This window comes from [Rhizobium] kunmingense, assembly GCF_977018605.1.
Window position 1 is genome coordinate 2,865,568 of record NZ_CDRNXG010000001.1, and the last position, 19,913, is coordinate 2,885,480.

Annotated in this window: 25 protein-coding genes and 2 riboswitches; of the genes, 9 read left to right on the forward strand and 16 right to left on the reverse strand. The window is 61.0% G+C overall.

Features of this window, described 5'->3' with window-relative positions; genetic code table 11:
* The first annotated feature begins 147 nt into the window (after positions 1-147).
* Both AC0JZ4_RS13835 and mazG read left to right on the forward strand, forming a co-directional pair.
* Positions 148-738, forward strand: coding sequence for a deaminase (locus tag AC0JZ4_RS13835; RefSeq protein WP_471886941.1), 591 nt, complete (start codon positions 148-150; stop codon positions 736-738).
* A 33-nt stretch (positions 739-771) separates the two neighbouring features.
* Positions 772-1,638 carry a nucleoside triphosphate pyrophosphohydrolase gene (mazG, locus tag AC0JZ4_RS13840; RefSeq protein WP_471886942.1) on the forward strand — a complete coding sequence of 289 codons (867 nt, stop codon included), beginning with the start codon at positions 772-774 and terminating at the stop codon, positions 1,636-1,638.
* 6 nt (positions 1,639-1,644) lie between these two features.
* On the opposite strand, the gene AC0JZ4_RS13845 is transcribed toward mazG, so the two are convergent.
* From AC0JZ4_RS13845 to gcvT, 5 genes are all read right to left on the reverse strand, one after another.
* Positions 1,645-2,760, reverse strand: a complete 1,116-nt coding sequence (locus tag AC0JZ4_RS13845) for a metallophosphoesterase (RefSeq protein WP_471886943.1) — start codon at positions 2,758-2,760, stop codon at positions 1,645-1,647.
* 110 nt (positions 2,761-2,870) lie between these two features.
* Positions 2,871-3,218 carry a hypothetical protein gene (locus AC0JZ4_RS13850; RefSeq protein ID WP_471886944.1) on the reverse strand — a complete coding sequence of 116 codons (348 nt, stop codon included), beginning with the start codon at positions 3,216-3,218 and terminating at the stop codon, positions 2,871-2,873.
* Positions 3,219-3,348: 130 nt separating this feature from the next.
* Positions 3,349-6,213, reverse strand: a complete 2,865-nt coding sequence (gene gcvP / locus AC0JZ4_RS13855) for an aminomethyl-transferring glycine dehydrogenase (protein ID WP_471886945.1) — start codon at positions 6,211-6,213, stop codon at positions 3,349-3,351.
* Positions 6,210-6,572, reverse strand: a complete 363-nt coding sequence (gene gcvH / locus AC0JZ4_RS13860; protein ID WP_153354829.1) for a glycine cleavage system protein GcvH — start codon at positions 6,570-6,572, stop codon at positions 6,210-6,212. The genes gcvP and gcvH overlap by 4 nt, the downstream gene beginning before the upstream one ends.
* 22 nt (positions 6,573-6,594) lie before the next feature.
* Positions 6,595-7,731: a glycine cleavage system aminomethyltransferase GcvT gene (gene gcvT / locus AC0JZ4_RS13865; protein WP_471886946.1), complete on the reverse strand. Its 1,137-nt coding sequence runs from the start codon at positions 7,729-7,731 to the stop codon at positions 6,595-6,597.
* 84 nt (positions 7,732-7,815) lie between these two features.
* A riboswitch (glycine riboswitch) is annotated at positions 7,816-7,902 on the reverse strand.
* Position 7,903: 1 nt separating this feature from the next.
* A riboswitch (glycine riboswitch) is annotated at positions 7,904-7,988 on the reverse strand.
* 210 nt (positions 7,989-8,198) lie between these two features.
* On the opposite strand from gcvT, the gene AC0JZ4_RS13870 reads away from it, so the two are divergent.
* Positions 8,199-9,377 (forward strand): GNAT family N-acetyltransferase, encoded by a 1,179-nt coding sequence (locus AC0JZ4_RS13870; protein WP_471886947.1) that lies wholly within the window; start codon positions 8,199-8,201, stop codon positions 9,375-9,377.
* Positions 9,378-9,385: 8 nt separating this feature from the next.
* Here the strand turns inward: AC0JZ4_RS13870 and AC0JZ4_RS13875 are convergent, their stop codons facing one another.
* Positions 9,386-9,667 carry a hypothetical protein gene (locus tag AC0JZ4_RS13875; protein WP_471886948.1) on the reverse strand — a complete coding sequence of 94 codons (282 nt, stop codon included), beginning with the start codon at positions 9,665-9,667 and terminating at the stop codon, positions 9,386-9,388.
* A 115-nt stretch (positions 9,668-9,782) separates the two neighbouring features.
* Here AC0JZ4_RS13875 and crcB point away from each other — a divergent pair, with 115 nt between their 5' ends.
* The 6 genes from crcB (at position 9,783) to AC0JZ4_RS13905 (ending at position 13,700) form a co-directional block, all read left to right on the forward strand.
* Positions 9,783-10,160 (forward strand): fluoride efflux transporter CrcB, encoded by a 378-nt coding sequence (gene crcB, locus AC0JZ4_RS13880; RefSeq protein WP_471886949.1) that lies wholly within the window; start codon positions 9,783-9,785, stop codon positions 10,158-10,160.
* Between the two features lie 36 nt (positions 10,161-10,196).
* Positions 10,197-11,186, forward strand: coding sequence for an RluA family pseudouridine synthase (locus tag AC0JZ4_RS13885; RefSeq protein WP_471886950.1), 990 nt, complete (start codon positions 10,197-10,199; stop codon positions 11,184-11,186).
* Entirely contained in the window at positions 11,183-11,830 is a 648-nt protein-coding gene (locus tag AC0JZ4_RS13890; protein ID WP_471886951.1) for an HAD-IA family hydrolase, read from the forward strand. Before AC0JZ4_RS13885 ends, AC0JZ4_RS13890 begins: the two co-directional genes overlap by 4 nt.
* Before the next feature lie 10 nt (positions 11,831-11,840).
* The gene (locus AC0JZ4_RS13895) at positions 11,841-12,626 is read left to right on the forward strand and encodes an ATP12 family chaperone protein (protein ID WP_471886952.1); all 786 of its coding nucleotides are present in this window, start codon (positions 11,841-11,843) and stop codon (positions 12,624-12,626) included.
* A 61-nt stretch (positions 12,627-12,687) separates the two neighbouring features.
* Positions 12,688-13,182 (forward strand): hypothetical protein, encoded by a 495-nt coding sequence (locus AC0JZ4_RS13900; protein WP_471886953.1) that lies wholly within the window; start codon positions 12,688-12,690, stop codon positions 13,180-13,182.
* A 122-nt stretch (positions 13,183-13,304) separates the two neighbouring features.
* Positions 13,305-13,700: a DoxX family protein gene (locus AC0JZ4_RS13905; protein ID WP_471886954.1), complete on the forward strand. Its 396-nt coding sequence runs from the start codon at positions 13,305-13,307 to the stop codon at positions 13,698-13,700.
* A 48-nt stretch (positions 13,701-13,748) separates the two neighbouring features.
* On the opposite strand, the gene fghA is transcribed toward AC0JZ4_RS13905, so the two are convergent.
* The 10 genes from fghA to AC0JZ4_RS13955 form a co-directional block, all read right to left on the reverse strand.
* The gene (fghA, locus tag AC0JZ4_RS13910) at positions 13,749-14,582 is read right to left on the reverse strand and encodes an S-formylglutathione hydrolase (protein WP_471886955.1); all 834 of its coding nucleotides are present in this window, start codon (positions 14,580-14,582) and stop codon (positions 13,749-13,751) included.
* Positions 14,583-14,615: 33 nt separating this feature from the next.
* Positions 14,616-15,281 (reverse strand): DUF1345 domain-containing protein, encoded by a 666-nt coding sequence (locus AC0JZ4_RS13915; RefSeq protein WP_471886956.1) that lies wholly within the window; start codon positions 15,279-15,281, stop codon positions 14,616-14,618.
* A 9-nt stretch (positions 15,282-15,290) separates the two neighbouring features.
* Positions 15,291-15,758, reverse strand: a complete 468-nt coding sequence (locus AC0JZ4_RS13920) for a YaiI/YqxD family protein (RefSeq protein WP_471886957.1) — start codon at positions 15,756-15,758, stop codon at positions 15,291-15,293.
* A gap of 47 nt (positions 15,759-15,805) precedes the next feature.
* Positions 15,806-15,994: a YegP family protein gene (locus tag AC0JZ4_RS13925; RefSeq protein ID WP_183821573.1), complete on the reverse strand. Its 189-nt coding sequence runs from the start codon at positions 15,992-15,994 to the stop codon at positions 15,806-15,808.
* A 77-nt stretch (positions 15,995-16,071) separates the two neighbouring features.
* On the reverse strand, positions 16,072-16,329 hold the full coding sequence (locus tag AC0JZ4_RS13930) for a type II toxin-antitoxin system RelE/ParE family toxin (RefSeq protein ID WP_471887889.1): 258 nt from the start codon (positions 16,327-16,329) through the stop codon (positions 16,072-16,074).
* 56 nt (positions 16,330-16,385) lie between these two features.
* Positions 16,386-16,649: a type II toxin-antitoxin system ParD family antitoxin gene (locus AC0JZ4_RS13935; RefSeq protein ID WP_471886958.1), complete on the reverse strand. Its 264-nt coding sequence runs from the start codon at positions 16,647-16,649 to the stop codon at positions 16,386-16,388.
* Between the two features lie 64 nt (positions 16,650-16,713).
* Positions 16,714-17,181 carry a GNAT family N-acetyltransferase gene (locus tag AC0JZ4_RS13940; protein WP_471886959.1) on the reverse strand — a complete coding sequence of 156 codons (468 nt, stop codon included), beginning with the start codon at positions 17,179-17,181 and terminating at the stop codon, positions 16,714-16,716.
* Positions 17,178-18,305 carry an S-(hydroxymethyl)glutathione dehydrogenase/class III alcohol dehydrogenase gene (locus AC0JZ4_RS13945; RefSeq protein WP_471886960.1) on the reverse strand — a complete coding sequence of 376 codons (1,128 nt, stop codon included), beginning with the start codon at positions 18,303-18,305 and terminating at the stop codon, positions 17,178-17,180. Before AC0JZ4_RS13945 ends, AC0JZ4_RS13940 begins: the two co-directional genes overlap by 4 nt.
* Before the next feature lie 133 nt (positions 18,306-18,438).
* Positions 18,439-19,053, reverse strand: coding sequence for a GNAT family N-acetyltransferase (locus AC0JZ4_RS13950; protein WP_471886961.1), 615 nt, complete (start codon positions 19,051-19,053; stop codon positions 18,439-18,441).
* A 42-nt stretch (positions 19,054-19,095) separates the two neighbouring features.
* Entirely contained in the window at positions 19,096-19,887 is a 792-nt protein-coding gene (locus AC0JZ4_RS13955; RefSeq protein ID WP_471886962.1) for a hypothetical protein, read from the reverse strand.
* Positions 19,888-19,913 lie beyond the last annotated feature (26 nt).

The following is a 19,913-nucleotide window of genomic DNA, read 5'->3' on the forward strand; positions in this document are numbered from 1 at the left end:
ATTTCTTTTGCGCGGCAACGGGTTTCCGGAGCAAAACCCACCGTTTTCGGCGTTTCCCCAGCTTTTGTCGGGAATGCCCGCTTTTCGCTTCCGGCCGAAAGGACGAAGCTCTAATCTGTCGTCATTCGCCTTATCGGACAGATCGCCATGACCTCTTCACCCACCATTGCTGCCCGCCTTCTCGATGTCATCGAGCACGATATCCTGCCCTTGACGCAGCGGGGTGTTGCCGCCGGCAACAAGGTGTTCGGCGCGGCCATACTGAAAAAGTCCGACCTGTCGCTGGTTATCGCCGAGACCAATAACGAGCTGGAAAATCCACTCTGGCATGGCGAGGTTCATACGCTGAAGCGGTTTTATGAAAATACTTCAGGACTTTCCACCAATGATCTGATTTTCCTTTCTACTCACGAACCCTGCACGATGTGCATGTCGGCCATTACCTGGGCTGGTTTCGACAATTTCTATTCGTTCTTCAGCCACGAGGATTCGCGCGATGCGTTTGCGATTCCCCATGACCTGAAAATCCTCAAAGAGGTGTTCGGGCTGGAGCCGGGCGGCTATCGGCGCTCCAACTCTTTCTGGAATTCCTACTTCGTCGCGGAACTTGTCGAGGCCGTCGATGAGCCGCGACGGACCGAACTGACGGCACAGATCGCCCGCATCAAATCTGTTTATCAGCGGTTGTCCGACAGCTACCAGTCCGGCAAGGGCGACAACGACATTCCGCTCAACTGAATTCCGCTCCGCTGAGCGTTTGAGGACATTTTCATGGAAGCTTCGAAGGATATTTCACGCCTGATCGAGATCATGGCGGCGCTCAGAACGCCGGTGACCGGTTGCCCGTGGGATCTCGAACAGGATTTCGCGTCGATCAAGCCCTATACGATCGAGGAGGCCTATGAGGTTGCCGACGCGATCGAGCGCAACGACATGGACGATCTCTGCGAGGAACTGGGCGATCTGTTGCTGCAGGTCGTCTTTCACGCGCGGATGGCGGAGGAGGCGGGCGAGTTTTCCTTCGGCGATGTGGTGCATGCGGTCACGAGGAAGATGATCCGCCGTCATCCTCACGTCTTTGTTCCCCCCGGTGCTCGCTCCGATGCCGACACGCCGGATGCCGTCAAGGTACAGTGGGATACGATCAAGTCCGAGGAAAAGCGCGAGCGGGCCGAACGCCGGGCGGCGCGCGGCATCGTCGAGGATTTCAAGGCTGGTCATCTCGGCGCGGTGGACCGTGCGCTGCCGGCGCTGACGGAGGCGCTGAAGCTGCAGGAGCGGGCGGCGAAGGTCGGGTTCGACTGGTCCGAACCTGCGCCGATCCTCGACAAGATCGAGGAAGAGGTGGCGGAATTGCGCGAGGCGCTGGCGCAAGGGAGGCCGGAAAAGGTGGCCGACGAACTGGGCGATCTCATCTTCGCGCTCGTCAATATCGGCCGGCATGTCGATATCATGCCGGAAATGGCATTGCGCGGCACGAATGCGAAGTTCCGCCGTCGATTCAGTCATATCGAGGCGGAACTTGATAAATCAGGTGAAACGCTGGAGGCTGCCACGCTCGATCGTATGGAAGATCTCTGGCAGGCGGCCAAGGCGATAGAGCGGCAACTCGATGCCGCCCCCACCGATCGGCGTTGAGCGGTTTCAGGCGCGACGAAGCGTGATGACGGTCAGCTCCGAAGGTACGCCAAGGCGCAGCGCGAAACCGATCCATAGTGCCGTGCCGTTGTTGACGTAGAGCTGCATGTCGCCGACGTCGTAATGGCCGGAAACGAAGCCGTTGTTGAAGCGGGCGATGAGCCGGTCCATCCCGACGATCATGCCGCCGTGGGTGTGGCCGGACAGCTGCAGATCGGCGCCAGCTGCGGCGGACAGCGCCGCGTTGCGCGGCTGGTGATCCATCAGGATGACCGGCACGCCTTCCGGTGCGCCCGCCAGCGCCTTGACCGGATCCGGCCCTTCGAGGCCGAAGCGCGTCGCATTGATGTCGTTGACGCCGGCGAGCGTCAGACGGCCATCGCCACGCTGAAGAACCACATGGCCGTTGGAGATCGTCTTCAGGTTCAGTTCCTCGAACTTCGCCATCCAGCCGTCGTGACCGAAATAGTATTCGTGGTTGCCCGGAATGGTGTATACGCCGTCGGTGGCTCTCAGTCCCGCCAGCGGCGCCACATCGAGCGCGCGGTCTTCCAGGTCGCCATCGATAAGGTCGCCGGTGATGACGATCAGGTCGGCATTCTGCGCGTTTGTTCTCGCAACGGTTTCCTCGACCCAAGGGGCCTGGAAAAGCTTGCTGATATGAAGGTCTGTCAGCTGGATCATGCGATAGCCTTCGAACTCGGCGGGCAGGTCGCGGATACGGATCTCGACTTCCTTAACGGGCGGCACGCGGATCGCCTGGCTGACGGCGAATGCGGCGAGCAGGACGGTGACGACGCCGACGCCGTAGCGCAGCCTTGAAGGAACGAAGACGCGCCGGCGTCTGGCGGCCGCCAGCACGAGCGTCACGACATCGATCACCAACTGGGCCACGGCGGTCAGCAGCACGAAGCCGGAGAGCCAGTTGGCGAAGATCATGACGAAGCGGGGCACTTCGGGCGAGAACATCGTGCCGAACACAAGAAGCGTGAGCAGACTATGCTGGAACACCACCATCAGGACGATGGCGATGACGACTTTCAGCCATTTCGGCCAGGGCAAGGGTGCAATGAAACGAATGACGACGTAAAGGCAGAGAAGTGCTTTGACGAGATGAAACAAGGTGAAAGTATCCGGGATATAGGAAGGGACTACTCTCTTGTTCCGTTTTTCTGAAAGCCTCAAGCACCTGACGCGATTTTGATCGCGGTTTGCGGCCGCTCAGGCGGCATTCAGGCCGCAGCAAGCTCCCGCAGCAACCGTTTCAGTTCGCCGGATTGGGGCATTGGTTCAGGAGGCTCGGACTTTATCAGGTTGCGGTCGCCAAGTTCGAACTGATACCAGTTGAAAAGTCCGGACGCGATGGTCTGGGCCTCTTCGCTATCGGCGTCGACGCCGTTTTCCTCGCACCAGGCTTCAAGAAACCGTTGCAGAAGCTCCAGATCGTCCGATCCGAGCACCATCGCTGCCGAAGTATTGTCCTGAAGCATTTCGTCCTCACATGCAAAAGCTTGCCAAGCATACCGGTTCTCTCGATTGCCGGATAAGGCGGCGGATGTCTTGCATGACATGACATCCATGGGCGCATGTATTCCTGAAGCTACATACGCCTGCCGTGCCAATATAACGCACGAGTGTCGAAATGGTTCATGAGCCGGATACGAAGAAGGCGGCCAGTGGCCGCCTTCCGTCTTGTCGATAAGCTTTCGCTTACTCTGCCGCTTCCGCGTAGTCCTCGAGCGGAGGGCAGGAGCAGATCAGGTTGCGGTCGCCATAGACGTTGTCGACGCGGTTGACCGGCGACCAGTATTTGTCGACCCGGAAAGCGCCCGGCGGGTAGCAGGCCTGTTCGCGGCTGTATGGACGATCCCATTCACCGACGAGGTCTTCCACCGTGTGGGGTGCATTCTTCAGCGGGTTGTTGGTCTTGTCCATCCGGCCTTCCTCGATGGCGCGGGCTTCCTCGCGGATCGCCAGCATCGCATCGCAGAAACGGTCGAGTTCGGCCTTGGTTTCCGATTCCGTCGGCTCGACCATCAGCGTGCCGGCTACCGGGAAGCTCATCGTGGGGGCGTGGAAGCCGCAATCGATCAGGCGCTTGGCGATGTCGTCCACCGTGACGCCGGCAGAGGCGTTGAGCGGACGGGTGTCGAGGATGCATTCATGCGCCACGCGGCCGGCTTCCGACTTGTAGAGCACGTCGTAAGCGCCTTTCAGGCGTGCCGCGATATAGTTGGCGTTGAGGATCGCCACCTTCGTTGCCTGCGTCAGACCTTCGCCGCCCATCATCAGGGTGTAGGACCAGGAGATCGGCAGGATCGACGGCGAACCGAACGGAGCGGCCGACACCGCACCTTCGCGGCCATCCCATTGCAGGTGACCCGGAAGATGGGCCGCCAGATGCGCCTTGACACCGATCGGGCCCATGCCGGGACCGCCGCCGCCATGCGGGATGCAGAAGGTCTTGTGCAGGTTGAGATGGCTGACGTCGGAGCCGATGTCGCCGGGGCGGGCAAGGCCGACCATGGCGTTCATGTTGGCGCCGTCGAGATAGACCTGACCACCGTGTTTGTGGGTGATCTCGCAGATTTCCTTGACCGTTTCCTCGAACACGCCGTGCGTGGACGGATAGGTGATCATGCAGCAGGAGAGATTGGCCGCGTGGCTTTCCGCCTTGGCGCGAAAATCTTCGAGATCGATATCGCCGTTGTCACGCACCTTCACGACCACGACCTTCATGCCGACCATCTGTGCGGAGGCCGGATTGGTGCCGTGCGCGGAGGTGGGGATGAGGCAGACGTCGCGATGCGCATCACCATTGGCGATGTGGTAGTTGCGGATGGTGAGCAGGCCCGCATATTCGCCCTGCGCACCGGAATTCGGTTGCATGGAGAAAGCGTCGTAACCGGTGATCTGGCAGAGTTTTGCCGACAGATCGTCGATCATTTCCTTGTAGCCCAAGGCCTGATCCTGCGGAACGAACGGATGGATGTCCGAAAATTCCGGCCAGGTGATCGGCAGCATTTCCGCGGTCGCGTTCAGCTTCATCGTGCAGGAGCCGAGCGGGATCATTGACCGGTCGAGCGCGAGGTCGCGGTCCGACAGGCGGCGGATGTAGCGGGTCATCTCGCTTTCGGCGCGGTTCATGTGGAAGATCGGATGGGTCATGTACTCCGATTTCCGCAGAAGATCCTTCGGCAGACGATATTCGACCTCGAAGTCGGATACCTTGAAGTCACCACCGAATGCGCGCCAGACCGCTTCGAGCGTGACCGGGCGGGTGCGCTCGTCGAGCGACATGCCGACCTTGGTCTCGCCGACCTTGCGCAGGTTGACGCCTTCGGCGACGGCCGCGCGCAGGATCAGGCCCTGCATGTGGCCGACGTCTACGGTGATGGTATCGAAGAACGCGGCCGGCTCGATTTTATAGCCGAGCTTTTCGAGGCCCTTTGCCATCAGCACGGCCTTCTTATGGACCTGCTGCGCAATGGCTTTCAGGCCATCCGGGCCGTGGAAGACGCCGTACATCGAAGCCATGACGGCGAGCAGGACCTGCGCGGTGCAGATGTTCGACGTCGCCTTTTCGCGGCGGATATGCTGCTCGCGGGTCTGCAAGCTGAGGCGATAGGCGCGGTTACCGCGCGCATCGACCGAGACGCCGACGAGGCGGCCGGGCATGGCGCGCTTGTGGGCATCCTTGACCGACATATAGGCGGCGTGCGGGCCACCATAACCGACCGGAACGCCAAAGCGCTGGGTGGTGCCGATGGCGATATCGGCGCCCATTTCGCCGGGCGACTTCAGGAGCGTCAGCGCCAGAAGGTCGGCGGCGACGGCCGCGACGGCACCGGTCTGGTGCAGGCGGGCGATCAGGCCGGAGAAATCACGGACTTCGCCCTGTGTGCCGGGATACTGGAAGATCGCGCCGAACACGTCGACCGGGTCGAGATCGGTCATCGGATTGCCGATGATAACAGACCAGCCGAGCGGCTTTGCGCGGGTTTCGATGAGCGCGATGGTCTGCGGGTGGCAGGCGGCATCGACGAAGAAGGCCGTTGCCTTCGACTTCGCCTGACGCTGGCAGAGCGCCATGGCTTCGGCGGCCGAGGTGGCTTCATCGAGCAGCGAGGCGTTGGCGACGTCGAGGCCGGTCAGGTCGCAGATCATCGTCTGGAAGTTCAGAAGCGCTTCCAGGCGCCCCTGAGAGATTTCCGGCTGGTAAGGCGTATAGGCCGTGTACCAGGCCGGGTTTTCCAGAATGTTGCGCTGGATCACCGGCGGCGTGACGGTGCCGTAGTAGCCCTGTCCGATCAGCGAAGTGAGGACCTGGTTCTTGTTGGCGGTCTCGCGCAGCTTGTCGAGCGCTTCGCGTTCGGTCAGCGCGGCACCCCAGGCCAGCGGGGTCTGCTGGCGGATGGAGGCGGGAACCGTGGCTTCGATCAGGCCGTCGAGCGACTTGTAGCCGATAACCTTGAGCATCGCAGCCATTTCTGACGGCGAGGGGCCAATATGGCGGCGATTGGCAAAGTCATACGGATCGTAATCGGTGAAGTGAAAGTCGGTCTGGTCATTCATCCGATCAGGTCCTTGTAGGCGGCTTCGTCCATCAAGCTGTCGATGTCGGAGACGTTCTTGAGCTTGAGCTTGAAGAACCATGCGGCGGCCTGCGGGTCGGAATTGACCAGCGACGGATCATCGACGATCGCCTGGTTGACTTCGACGACTTCGCCATCGAGTGGCGAGTAGACGTCGGAGGCGGCCTTGACGCTTTCGACGGTGGCGGCGTTGCCGTCCTTGGTCAGTTCGGCGCCCACTTCCGGCAGTTCAACGAATACGAGATCGCCGAGCTGGTCGGCGGCGTGCTGGGTGATGCCGACGGTGGCGACATCGCCTTCGAGTTTCAGCCATTCGTGTTCGGCGGTGAATTTCAGCATTTTGTTCTCTCCGGAGGATTTCTTAGCGTTTGTAGGTGGGGGTAATGAAGGGAAGGGCGGCGACGGTCATCGGCAGATACTTGCCTCGTACTTCCGCATAAACCTGCGTGCCGGCGGGGACATGCGAGACCGGCAGGTAGCCCATGGCGACCGGGCCTTCGACGGTCGGGCCGAATGTGCCAGAGGTGACTTCGCCGAGTTCGGTCGTGCCTTCGGCATCGGCAAACAGTTTTGCATGCGAGCGCACCGGCGCCTTGCCTTCCGGCTTCAGGCCGACGCGGCGGCGGGTGGTGCCGTTGGCGAGTTCACCGAGGATGCGATCCGCGCCCGGAAAGCCGCCTTCGCGGTCGCCGCCGGCCTTGCGGGCCTTCTGCAGCGCCCATTCAAGCGAGGCCTCGATCGGCGAAGTGGTGGTGTCGATGTCGTTTCCGTAGAGACACAGGCCGGCTTCCAGACGGAGCGAATCGCGGGCGCCGAGGCCGATGGCTTCGCAATCCGGGTGTTCGAGTAGGGCGTTGGCGACATCGACGGCATGCGCTTCAGGCACGGAAATCTCAAAGCCGTCCTCGCCGGAATAGCCGGAGCGGGAGATGATGCAGGGCACGTCATGCAGCGGCACCTCGCGCACATCCATGAACTTCATGGCCGAGACACCGGCCCAAAGTTCAGCCAGAACCGCTTCGGCACGCGGCCCCTGCAGGGCGATGAGCGCGCGGTCTTCGAGAAGGGTGACGTCGCAGCCTTCCAGGTGCGCCTGCATATGGGCGAGGTCCTGATCCTTGCAGGCGGCGTTGACGACAACCAGCAGATGATCGCCGCGATTGGTGATCATCAGGTCATCGAGAATGCAGCCATTCTCGTCGGTGAAGAAGCCGTAACGCTGGCGGCCTTCCTTCAGACCGAGAATATCGACCGGGACCAGCTTTTCCAGAGCGAGCGCTGCGTCAGCATATTCGCCGGACTTCGCCTTCACGAGGACCTGGCCCATGTGGGAAACATCGAACAGGCCGGCTGCGGCGCGGGTGTGCAGGTGCTCCTTCATGACGCCGAGCGGATATTGCACCGGCATGTCGTAACCGGCGAACGGCACCATTTTCGCGCCGAGCGAAACGTGCAGGTCATGCAGCGGGGTGGTTTTCAGAACGGATTGATCGTCCAAAAAAGACGCCTCCAGGTTTGGCCGCGCCTGAAAACAGGTCGCACGCCGGCTCAGATTGGGACGTAAGCATCGCTACGCCGGTTTCGAGCCCCCTCTGTCCATTTCGCCTGAGATTGTTATCCCTTCGGCGAGCCCCCGATCAAACGGTTGCTTCTCTCCAGAGTTCCTGCAGTCTTCCCGTGGTCCTTTTGCCTGAGAGTTTCCGGGGCGGTTGCTCCTTCGGCTCCGCACTGAAGCGGTTTCTCCCTACGGGTCGGCTGCATTATCGTTGGAGCAGGGCATTTGGCAAGCGCAGAATGTCGCAGCGGACACGATTTCCGTCGTATTGTTTCGGATCGACTGCGTTCATCACGGGCAGTCACTGTTGGCGGCAGGTTCATGCGGAAACGTTTCGATCGTAATCTCTCGTTCAGGTCCCTCGGCTAGCTTGGCGTTCAAGGTCAGGGGGCGCAAACTGCGGGGGCGGCATGATAGGCACGAGCGAGGCGCATGCGCCGCAATTCCGGCGGCTGAACACGCTTGACGAGGTGGACGGCATTGCCGCCGAGTGGCGCGACCTCGAGATGCGCTGCGGTGACCAGCTCACCTATTTCCAGAGTTTCGACTGGTGTCGTGGCTGGATGGCCTCCTTTGCCGACGCTGCGGGTGGGCCGGAGTTCAGGATCAAGACCATCTGGCAAGGCGATCGGCTGATCGCCGTCTGGCCATTGATGGTGCAATCCACCGGAGGGGTGAGGGTGCTGCAGAGCCTAGGTGCGCCGCATTCGCAATACTGCAATTTGCTCCATGACACGACCTGCCTCGAAGACGATGCCGTCAGGGAACTCGTGGCGCGGATCGCGCGGGAGCCGGATTGCGATGTCGCGCTGTTCCATCCTGTGCCGAGGCAGTCGCGGATTGCTGCGCTGATGACGAGACGGCCGATGCCGGTCTATGACGGCAGCAGCGCGGTGCTCGACCTGTCGGTATTTGCCGATGCCGAGGCCTATCGCGCGCATGGCGGCAAGCTCAAGAAGCGTAACCGCAACCGGCGGCGCAATCATCTGGCGCGGTTGGGGGAAATCGATTTCGAAGTCGTCTGGCCGGACGATCCGCGTTTCGCCGAGCTTGTCGTTGCGTGCGCTGCAATGAAACGGGTCTGGTTGCAGGAAACCGGGCGGGCAAGCAGCGGATTTTCCTTCGAGGGGTTCGATCGGTTTCTTGCCGGGTTGACCGGTGATGCCGAGCTGCGCAGCGGCGCCTGCATTTCGGTGCTGCGTGCCGGTGAGACTGTCGTCGCCATGGAACTCGGGTTCCTGAAGGCCGGTCATTATTATGCCTATCTCGGCAGTTTCGACTGGGCGCTCAGCCGTCTCTCTCCCGGCAAGGTGCAGATGGAAATGACTGTCTGCTGGTTGATCGAAAACGGGGTGAAAAGCTATGACCTTCTGGGTGGCGATGGCGACTACAAGCAGTCGTGGTCAAACCGGGATGTCGCACTTGCAGGCTACAGCCTGCCGTTTTCGTGGAAAGGCCGGCTTTATGCAGAGGCGTGGCTGGCGGTGGTCAAGCCTCTGATGAAGAGCATCTATAAGGCGCTTCCTGAAGGCGTGCGGCGGATGGCGTCGCGTTTCCAGGCCATCGGCATGCTGGTGATGGTCGTTTAGGGCCGGTGCTACTCGTCGTCGAGATCGCGGTAGGCGCGTTCAACCTGCTGCATCAGATAATGCTGCTGCGGCTGCTCGCCGGTGGCCATGAAGCTGATGCCGAGGGTGACGGCCGGCGCCATGGGGCCGACGGCCTGCGGCTCGCCGACATTTTCCGCCCGCTTGGCGTTCTGATCCGCATCGGCCTTGACATCACGTACCTGGTCCTTCACCGAAATGCGGCGTGGCGTGCGCAGTGTCTCGATGTTCAGTGCCGCGGTATTCGCAGATATGCTCGCGATCTGGGTCATGGTGCTCACCTTCGATCGTTTATGTCTATTTCGTGACATGTTTTCCGGGCCTTAAGTAAAAGTCCGGCATTTTACCGAGATGTGCGTTTTTGCCTGTAAAACAAGAGTTCCCACCATGTTGAACATACTTCTCGTTGCTTTGGGTGGCGCGATCGGCTCCGTGTTGCGCTATCTCGTCGGCGTCTTCACGCTTCGCTGGTTCGGTCCTGCCTTTCCGTGGGGCACGCTGACGGTGAATGTCGTCGGCTCCTTTATCATCGGGCTTTCCGTCGAAATGATCGCCCGCCGGTTCAATGCTTCGCCGGAACTCAGGGTGTTCATTGTCACCGGCATTATCGGCGGGTTCACCACCTGGTCCTCGTTTTCCCTCGATACGATGGTGCTGATCGAGCGTGGCGCGACGACCGCTGCCATTGCCTATGTGATGGGCAGCCTGGTTATCTCGTTCGCCGCGGTGTTTGCCGGGCTGGCGCTCGGGCGGGCAATGCTCTAAAGACCGGCCATCATACAGATATAAGAAAGAGCTTTGATGGCAGGCATCGAGCATATCCTCGTTCAGCCGGACGAGTCGGGCATGCGCCTCGATCGCTGGTTCAAGATCCACTATCCGGGCCTCGGCTTCGGTCCGTTGCAGAAATTGCTGCGCTCCGGCCAGGTGCGTGTCGATGGCGGTCGCGTCAAGAGCGATAGCCGCGTGCAGCCCGGTCAGACAGTGCGCGTGCCGCCGATGGAGACCGACGCAAAGAAGGGGCCGATCGCCGGCAAGGATCTGAAGCATGCGGGCGACTATGAGCTGTTGCAGCGCATGGTGCTGCACGAGGACGACAAGGTTATCGTGCTCAACAAGCCGGCCGGCCTTGCCGTGCAGGGCGGTTCTGGCGTGACGCGCCATATCGACCAGATGCTCGAGGCCTGGATCAGCCCGAAGGGCGAGAAGCCGCGGCTCGTCCATCGTCTCGACCGCGACACGTCCGGCGTGCTGGTGATTGCCCGCACCCGCGGCGCCGCCCAGAAGCTGACGGCGGCGTTTCGTGAGCGCGATACGAAGAAGACCTACTGGTCGCTGGTCAAGGGCGTGCCGCGCAAACGCGAGGACAAGCTTTCCTCATGGCTGGTCAAGGAACAGACGCCGGATGGCGACCGCATGCGGATTGCCCGGCATGGCGAAGAAGGGGCAGATCATGCCATCTCCTTCTACCGCGTGCTTGAAACCGCCGCTCAATCGCTCGCCTGGCTGGAAATGGAGCCCTATACGGGCCGTACCCATCAGCTGCGTGTTCATGCGCTTTCGATCGGTCACCCGATCATCGGCGATCCCAAATATGTCGATGACGATGTCAACTGGCCGTTCCCCGGCGGTATCCAGAAGAAGCTGCATCTGCATGCCCGCCACATCGATATCCCGCATCCGTCCGGCGGCCGCCTGAAGGTTACCGCGCCTATGCCGCCGCATATGGTGCAGAGCTGGAACCTGCTCGGCTTCGATATGGAAAACGGCGCAAGGGATGACGACGAATGAAGCTGGTCCTGTTCGATTGCGACGGAACGCTGGTCGACAGCGCCGGCCTGATCCATGAAACCATGCGCCGCACCTTCCTCGAGTTCGGCAAGCCGGAACCGAGCTTTGCCGAGACGAAGGCGATCATCGGCCTGACGCTCGACATCGCGATTGCACGCATGCTCGGCCGCCAGCATGCCGGCGACGAGGAGGTGGCGATGATGGCCTATTACAAGTCGCTGTTTTCCGTCGTGCGCAACGATCTCGATTTCCGCCAACCGCTGTTTGACGGCATCGCCGACCTGATGGACACGCTCGCCGGCCGCGACGACATTCTGATTGGAGCCGTTACCGGCAAGTCGCGCCGCGGCCTCGACCTCGTTTCGGAAACGCATGGCTTCAGGTTCATCGCCTCGCGCACCGCGGACGATTGCCCGTCCAAGCCGCATCCGGCAATGGTGACGGAATGCTGCGACGAGACCGGCATGCGCCCGGCCGATACTTTCGTCATCGGTGATGCGATCTACGACATGCAGATGGCGAAGGCTGCCGGTGCGACTGCCATCGGCGTTTCCTGGGGCTATGCTTCGGTGGACGAACTGAAACAGGCCGGTGCCGACGTGATCGTCGAGCATCCGCGCGACATACTGGCCCATATCGGCTGAGGACGAGACCATGCGTGAACTGTTCCCTGATCCTTGCGAGGCCATGAGCCATCCGGATCCGACGCGCCGCGCGCAGATCCAGATGCAGAAGCCGCTGCCGAAGCGTTTCTACACCGAAGTGTCGGTCGTCGAAGGCGAGGCTGGTCATGCCGTCCATCTCGACGGACGCCCGGTGAAGACGCCGGCCAAGAACACGCTCGCGGCTCCGACCATGCATCTGGCCGAGCTGCTGCGCGACGAATGGGCGAGCCAGGTCGAGATTATCGATCCGCGCACCATGCCCGTAACGCGTCTCGTCAATACGGCGATCGACGGCGTGGCTGTCGAACCGCAGGCGGTGTTCGAAGACATCCTGCGTTTTTCCGCCGGCGACATGCTCTGCTATCGCGCCGAAAACCCGGAAAATCTGGTTCTGCGCCAGCAGCAGCTCTGGGACCCGATCCTCGACTGGATGATCGAGGCGTATGCTGCGCGTTTCGAGCTGATCGAAGGCGTGATGCCGAAGGAGCAGCCGCGGGAGGCGACCGCAGCTTTCTCGTCCGCGCTGCGCAAATACGACACGCCGATCGAGCTTGCCGTCCTCCATACGGTGACGACGCTCACCGGATCCGCAATCCTGGCGCTCGCCTTTGCCGAAGGCCGCATCAGCGACGAGGAAGCCTGGACGCTTGCCCATGTTGACGAGGACTGGGCGATCGAACATTGGGGCGATGACGCCGAGGCGCAGAACCGCCGGCAGAAGCGCCATGACGAATTCAAGGCGGCAACCGCCGTTTTTGCCGCCCTGAGGCGGTGAGCTTTAAGGCTTCCCTAACCCTAAGATAGCAACATGCGGGTCCCTTTGTCCGGATATCCGCATGCCGCTCTCACCCTGCCGTATTGCCGCAGTCTCGTTGGCGCTGATCGCGCTGACGGGATTTCGTATGCCGGTAGGGCAAGAGCCGGCCGATGCGCTGCTCTACGATGTGCGCGGCGCCTTCGTCACCGCGCGGCCCGATGTGTCGGGCGATCTGATCACCCAAACCGACCTTCTCGTCGATTCGGCAATTCAGGCCACTTCCCGTTCGTTCATCCTTCCACGCGCAATCCTGACGGTCAGGATCGGCGATGCGAAGCAGGCGCCTGTCCTGTTCGGCACGCGCCATTCGGCGGTTGTCACCGTCAAGGCGATCTCTGTCGGTTCCGGCGATGCCGTGGCTGAAGGGTCGTTCGAGGTTTCCGTCGTCCGTTTCGGCAGGGATGGCGCGGAGGCCTATCTGGCGGAAAAGATCGCTGAACGGATCGCTGCGGAATTCCGACTCACACCGCCGCGCCGCGGTTCGGTCATGACGGCGCTTGTGGACGGTCGATAGCCGCCGCCGCGAGAAAAGTGCCAGCTTCCCGGCCTGCTCGAATGGTGCCATAAATGTGATTTCTGGCGGAATACACTCAAGATTATCGCTGGAGCGCATAGCACTCATCCGGGGAGACACCGATGGCAATTTTCGAACGACTGGCTGCCTATAGAGACCATGGTCTGGCAGCCTTGAGGATCATGACCGGCCTGCTTTTCATTGAGCACGGCACGATGAAGCTTTTCGCCTTTCCGGTGCCGCAGGGCGAGGGCGGTCCGCTTTCGACGCTGATGCTGTTTGCGGCATTGCTGGAATTCGTCGGCGGCATCCTCATCACCATCGGCTTTCTGACACGGCCTGTGGCCTTCGTGCTTTCCGGCCAGATGGCGTTCGCCTATTTCATGGCGCATGCGCCGCGCGGCTTCTGGCCCGCGCCGAACGGCGGCGACGCGTCGATCCTGTTCTGCTTCATCTTCCTCTATCTGGTGTTTGCCGGGGCGGGCGCATTCTCGGTCGACAACCGCCGCAAGGCCTGACGACATTAAAACTGAAAAGCCGGCGTCAAACGCCGGCTTTTCAAAAGATCAGCCCAGCCGCTCGGCATGCCAGCGCAGGTGATCGTCCATGAAAGTGGAGATGAAGTAGTAGGAGTGGTCGTAGCGCTCGTGCATGCGCAGCGTCAGGCCGATATCCTTGCCCGTCACGGCCTCTTCGAACAGCCACGGGCGCAGGCCGTTTTCAAGGAAACTGTCGGCCTTGCCCTGATCAATCAGGAATTCCGGGAAGCGGGCGCCGTCTTCCACCAGAGCGCAGGCATCGTACTGACGCCAGGCGGCCTTGTCGGCGCCGAGATATTTTTCCAATGCGGGAGCAGACCAGTCGGCCGTCGAGGGCTCGACGATCGGGGCGAAGGCCGAGCAGCTCTTGAACCGGTCCGGGTTCTTCAGCGCAATGGTCATTGCGCCATGGCCGCCCATCGAATGGCCGAAAATGCCCTGGCGGGTCATGTCGACGCGGAACTGTTCGCTGACGAGTGCCGGAAGCTCCTCGGTGATGTAGGTATACATCCGGTAATTGTCGGACCAGGGCTTTTCGGTTGCGTCGAGATAGAAGCCGGCGCCCTTGCCCATCTGCCAGTTGGTCAGTTCATCAGGCACGTCATTGCCGCGGGGGCTGACATCCGGGCAGACGATGATGAGGCCGAGTTCTGCCGCCAATCTGCGATATTCTCCCTTTTCCATGACGTTCGCATGGGTGCAGGTCAGGCCGGAGAGATACCACAGGACCGGGCGCGGCTCTTCGATCGCCTGCGGCGGAACGAAGACGGCGAAGGTCATCTCGCAGTTGCAGGCTTCCGACTGATGGGCGAATACGCCCTGCATTCCGCCAAAGGCGGTGTTCTGGGAGAGGATCTTCATGGGGATTGTCCTTTCGGGCTTCACGGCGGCTCATCAGGTCGCCAGAGAGACGACGGCGTTGACTGCTGCGGCTACCAGTATGGTGTTGAAAAAGAAAGACACGACGGCGTGGACCAGGTTGATTTTGCGCATCTCCGTCGCCGTGATCGCCACATCCGACGTCTGCGCTGTCATGCCGATGACGAAGCCGAAATAGAGAAAATCCCAGGCGCCGGGACGATCCGTCTGCGGAAAATCGAGTCCGCCGACGGAGCCCGCGTCTTTGCTTGCACCCGGACGCCAGTAAAGGTGGGCATAATGCAGGGAGAACATCGTGTGGATGGAAAACCAGGCAAGGATAACGGCTGCAAATCCCGCCGACACTTCCATGACGCCGATGGTCTTTCCCTCGTTGAGCGCCAGAAACAGGGTCGCCAGCGCAATACCTGCCGCCAGCAGTGTGACGGCGAGGATGATGGGGGCGGGTTCGTCGGTGTTCTGGCCACTGGCTTCCAGCTTGTCGGAATCGAGGCTTGGGATGCGCCAACCGATCAGCGCGAGGTATACGATGAAGAAGGTGATCGCCGTCAGCGCAGCGGACAATGCGGAGGCGACGGCCAGCCATAAGGGGAGGGCGACGAGGGCTGTGATTGTAGCCGCAAGGAACGGGCCGTGACGGTGATGGCGCCAGTGCGTTAATCGTCCGCCGTCTTTCACCATCGCGTCACCTCATGCGGGCGGGGAACTTGAGATGGATTTCGCCCGGCGACACAGGCGGTCGAGCGTTTCCAGAAAGGCAGATCGGTCCTTCGCGGAGAACGCGGCATTATAGCCCTTGCTCTCGCCGGTTTCGCGTAGATGGGCGCCGAGGTCGCGCATGGCGGTCGCCATACCAATATTGGCCTTGTCGAAGATACACCCGGTCGGGCCGGTGACGAAGGCGCCAGCGGCAACACAGCGACCGGCCAGTGGCACGTCGGCGGTAATAACGATGTCGCCGTCGCCGGCGCGTTCGGCAATCCAGTCGTCCGCTGCGTCGAACGCGCCCGAGACGATGACGTTCTTCACCATCGGATCACGCGATGGACGCAGGCCGGAATTGGCGACAAGCGTCACCTCCAGGCCGTGGCGTTCGGCAACCTTCAGGATCTCCGGCTTGACCGGGCAGGCATCGGCATCGACATAGATCAACGGCATTCGCTTTCATGCATGGTCTTGAAACGACAGGAAAGCGATGTAGCAGATCAGGCTACCGCTGTCGTCTGGTCGTCGACGGTCGCGCCCGGCGCATTTTTCTTGATGGATTCAATCGCGGCGATGGCCGAGGCTTTCGCGGCATAGCCCTCGGAGGAAAACATGCTCTGGCCATTCGAGGCCTTGAAGCGGAACCGAAATTCGCCGGCCTTATCCTTGTAGACTTCAAACTTGTACATGAGGATTTCCTCTCTGAGTGTCCCATTATGGAGGATAGATCGGGGATGAGGAAAAGCAAGTGGCGGAGTGTCCCGGTTCAGATCCAGAGCCGGGCCTGGTCGTCGAAGTAACGGTGGTAGTCTCTTGCCGCGTGAAGCAGGCGAACCAGCTCGATTCCAGCTCTATCGGGAAGAGGATCGTAGATAATCAGGTGGCTGCGGTAGGGGAATAGCCGCATCGTTGGATATTTGGGGAATCGCGTTGCGCCCAAGTCGGGATTGGCAGCCAGAAGCCGATACCGTTTTTCAAGTTCAAAAACGAACTTGTCCGCCTGCTGTTCGCTGTCCCTAGCTATGAAAGCCCAAACGTCTCAGAGGTCTTCGACAAACTGAGGGCGCCTGAGGATCGTGCTCAACGGGGTGCCCTTGAGCTGCGAAAGCGGACCAGAAGGTCCTCTGCATTCTCCATTGGCGCGGAGGCGCCGCTCGCAAGTCCGGCTTCGATTTCCGTTTCTATTCCAGCTATAAAGTCTTGCGCATCGCGCTCGCGCTCTTGGAGGAGCTTCAGTCCCATTGCGACGACATCGTTTGCGCCTCGGTAGCGCCCCGCGCGGATCAGACTCTCGACAAACGCCTGCTGCTCGTCGTCCAGTGATATCGCCGAGGTCTGTGCCATGGGGAACTCCGGTTTGTCCTAGGCAACAGTATCGCAGTTGAAGCGCCCGAGCCAGCGGGATGCTTCACGCTGATGATGACGGCCGTACCATGTCGACATGCGGGATGCCGTCTTCCAGGTATTCGTCGGAGGTTCTCTCGAAGCCGAGCGAGCCGTAGAATTTCTGCAGGTGCGCCTGGGCGGAGATTTCGATAGCTTCGCCCGGATACGCTTTTTCGCAGCCGGCGATCGCCTCGCGCATCAAAGCCTCGCCAAGCCGCTTGCCGCGGTGGTCGGGCGAGACCGTTACTCGGCCGATGCGCGGCAGATCATCATGCGTCGGACGCCACAGGCGGGCGCAGGCCAGCAGGTCTTCGCCGTCGAGAAGCCGCAGATGCAGGCAGTCCGGGTCGTTGCCGTCGATCTCCGGATAGGGGCAGTTCTGCTCGACAACGAAGACGTCGACGCGCATTTTCAGCATGTCGTGGAGGTCGCGTGCGGAGAAGTCTTCCAGTCTCCGCACGTCGACACGATAGGTCGCGATGGTGGTCAATAGACCACCACGCCGCGGATCGATTCACCCGAATGCATCAGTTCGAAGCCCTTGTTGATGTCTTCGAGCGGCATCGTGTGGGTGATCATCGGATCGATCTGGATCTTGCCTTCCATGTACCACTCGACGATCTTCGGAACGTCGGTGCGACCGCGCGCGCCGCCGAAAGCGGTGCCCATCCAGTTGCGGCCGGTGACCAGCTGGAACGGGCGTGTGGAGATTTCCTGGCCGGCACCGGCGACGCCGATGATGACCGACTTGCCCCAGCCACGATGCGAGCTTTCCAGCGCCTGGCGCATGACCTTGGTGTTGCCGGTGCAATCGAACGTGTAGTCCGCGCCGCCGATCAGGTCGCCGTTCCGCTTGGTCATGTTGACTAGGTAAGGCACGATGTCGTCACCGACTTCCTTCGGATTGACGAAATGCGTCATGCCGAACTTTTCGCCCCATTCCTTGCGGTCGTTGTTGATGTCTACGCCGATGATCATGTCGGCGCCGGCAAGACGCAGGCCCTGGAGCACGTTGAGGCCGATGCCGCCGAGACCGAAGACGATCGCGGTCGAGCCGATCTCGACCTTGGCCGTGTTGATGACGGCGCCGATGCCGGTCGTGACGCCGCAGCCGATATAGCAGACCTTGTCGAACGGGGCGTCGGGATTGATCTTGGCCAGCGCGATTTCCGGCAGGACCGTGAAGTTCGCGAAGGTCGAACAACCCATGTAGTGGTGGATCTTGTCCTTGCCGATCGAGAAGCGGCTGGTGCCGTCCGGCATGACGCCCTGACCCTGGGTCGAGCGGATCGAGGTGCAGAGGTTGGTCTTCTGGCTGGTGCAGGAATAGCATTCGCGGCATTCCGGCGTGTAGAGCGGAATGACGTGGTCGCCCTTTTTCAGCGATGTTACACCCGGCCCGACATCGACGACGATGCCGGCGCCCTCGTGGCCGAGGATCGCCGGGAAGAGGCCTTCCGGGTCGGCGCCGGAGAGCGTGAAGTCATCGGTATGGCAGATGCCGGTTGCCTTGATCTCGACCAGAACTTCGCCCGCCTTGGGGCCTTCCAGTTGAACGGTCATGACTTCCAGAGGCTTGCCTGCCTGAATAGCGACTGCGGCGCGGACATCCATGGTGTCTCTCCTTATTTATGAAATTAGCAATATCTTGTTGTCGAATGTGAATCGGCGCGGACATTCGCACGGTCCAGTGCAAACGCTCAAGCCGAAAGCGGACGTATTATCGCTTGAAAGCGACGAAGGCGGATCAAGCTTCGAGCAGCGGCACATGTGGTGCTGCGGTTTTCGGCATGCGGCCATCCAGACGAGGGTCGTCGCAGATCTCGACCATGAAGGCATAGGGCCGGAAGCCGGAGCGCTGGTAGAAGGCCAGTGCCGCGGGGTGGTCGAAATTGCAGGTATGGACCCAGAAACGTCGGATCGGCCGCGACCAGGCGTGTTCGATCGCCGCATTCATCATGATCCTGCCGGAGCCGTTGCCGATGGCTTCGGGCACGACACCGAAGAAGGCGATCTCGCATTCGCCTTCTTCGCGAAAATCGAGTTCGAGAAGGCCAAGGCGGCGTTCTCCATCCGTCAGCACGTAGACTTCGACCAGCGGATGCTGCACAATTGCCTCAAGCTCGGCCGCGTCCATGTAAAGGCGCGATACCCAGAGCCAATCCTCGCCAACTGCGCGGTAAAGATCGCGATATTGCTCGGCCGGCGGCATCTCCCAGCGCTCGACACGCAGACCGCTTGCCGCAGGGGCCGGCCGTACCGGCGGGCGGGCCGTCATTTCGAGGCAGGTGGCGATGTTGGCGAGTTTTCCCGCAGGAACGGGAGAATAGCCGAAAGGCAGTGTAGGATTCGAGCTTTGCATATTTCCTTGGACCGCGTCGCTTGACCGATGTCAACGGGTCTCTCAGTTGATCGACAAGCTCTTGGCCCTGAGCGGGCGGTCACCATTGCCTCTGCCCGCTGGCGGCTGTTTCGTGCGCATCCCGTCGGCGTTCTCCTGCCGGCTGAGGCCGCCTAGATCGATGCCCGTCAGCCAGGGTTTGCTGCGCAAGCTGGCCCTCGCATCCTCATGCTGCTTCACGCCGTCGATGATTTCCTGCCAGCCGTCATGATTATCCCTGCCGTCTACGAGATCGCCGATGCCGTGGAGGATCGATGTTTCGAGCGTCGACAATTGCAGGCGACCGTCGGACACGAGCGGTCCGAGTATGCGCCAGAGATAGGTGACGTCATCATGGATCATGCCAGCCGACGCCCTCGCATCACGATGATAGCCGCCACCGGTCCCGCCGGACAGCGGATGGCGAAGCTGCTGAAGGGCGAAGGCGCGCAGCATGTTGGGGCAGGTTTCGGCGTGCCACATCGCATTGAGGAGGAATTCCAACTGCAGCGGATTGGCGACGATGCCGTTCTGGCCGAGCGCACGGATCAGCCATGCCGCTTTGGTCTGGTCGATATATCCTGCCGGCTGGGCTCTGTAGACGATGAAGTTCGTCAATTGCTCGATGAAGTAATCCGGCCATTCGGGGCATTGAACGGGACAAAGGTCGTTCAATGCGAGAAGTTGCAATGCATCTTCATAGGTGGCGATTCCGTCCGCAAATGCATATTTGCGTAACAGCATCAGGTCATGCCTGTCGATCTGGCCTTTTCCGGCGATGACACATGCCGGAAAAGAAAAGCGTACACCGCTCATCTTTCTCTCCGTTTCATCATGAAACT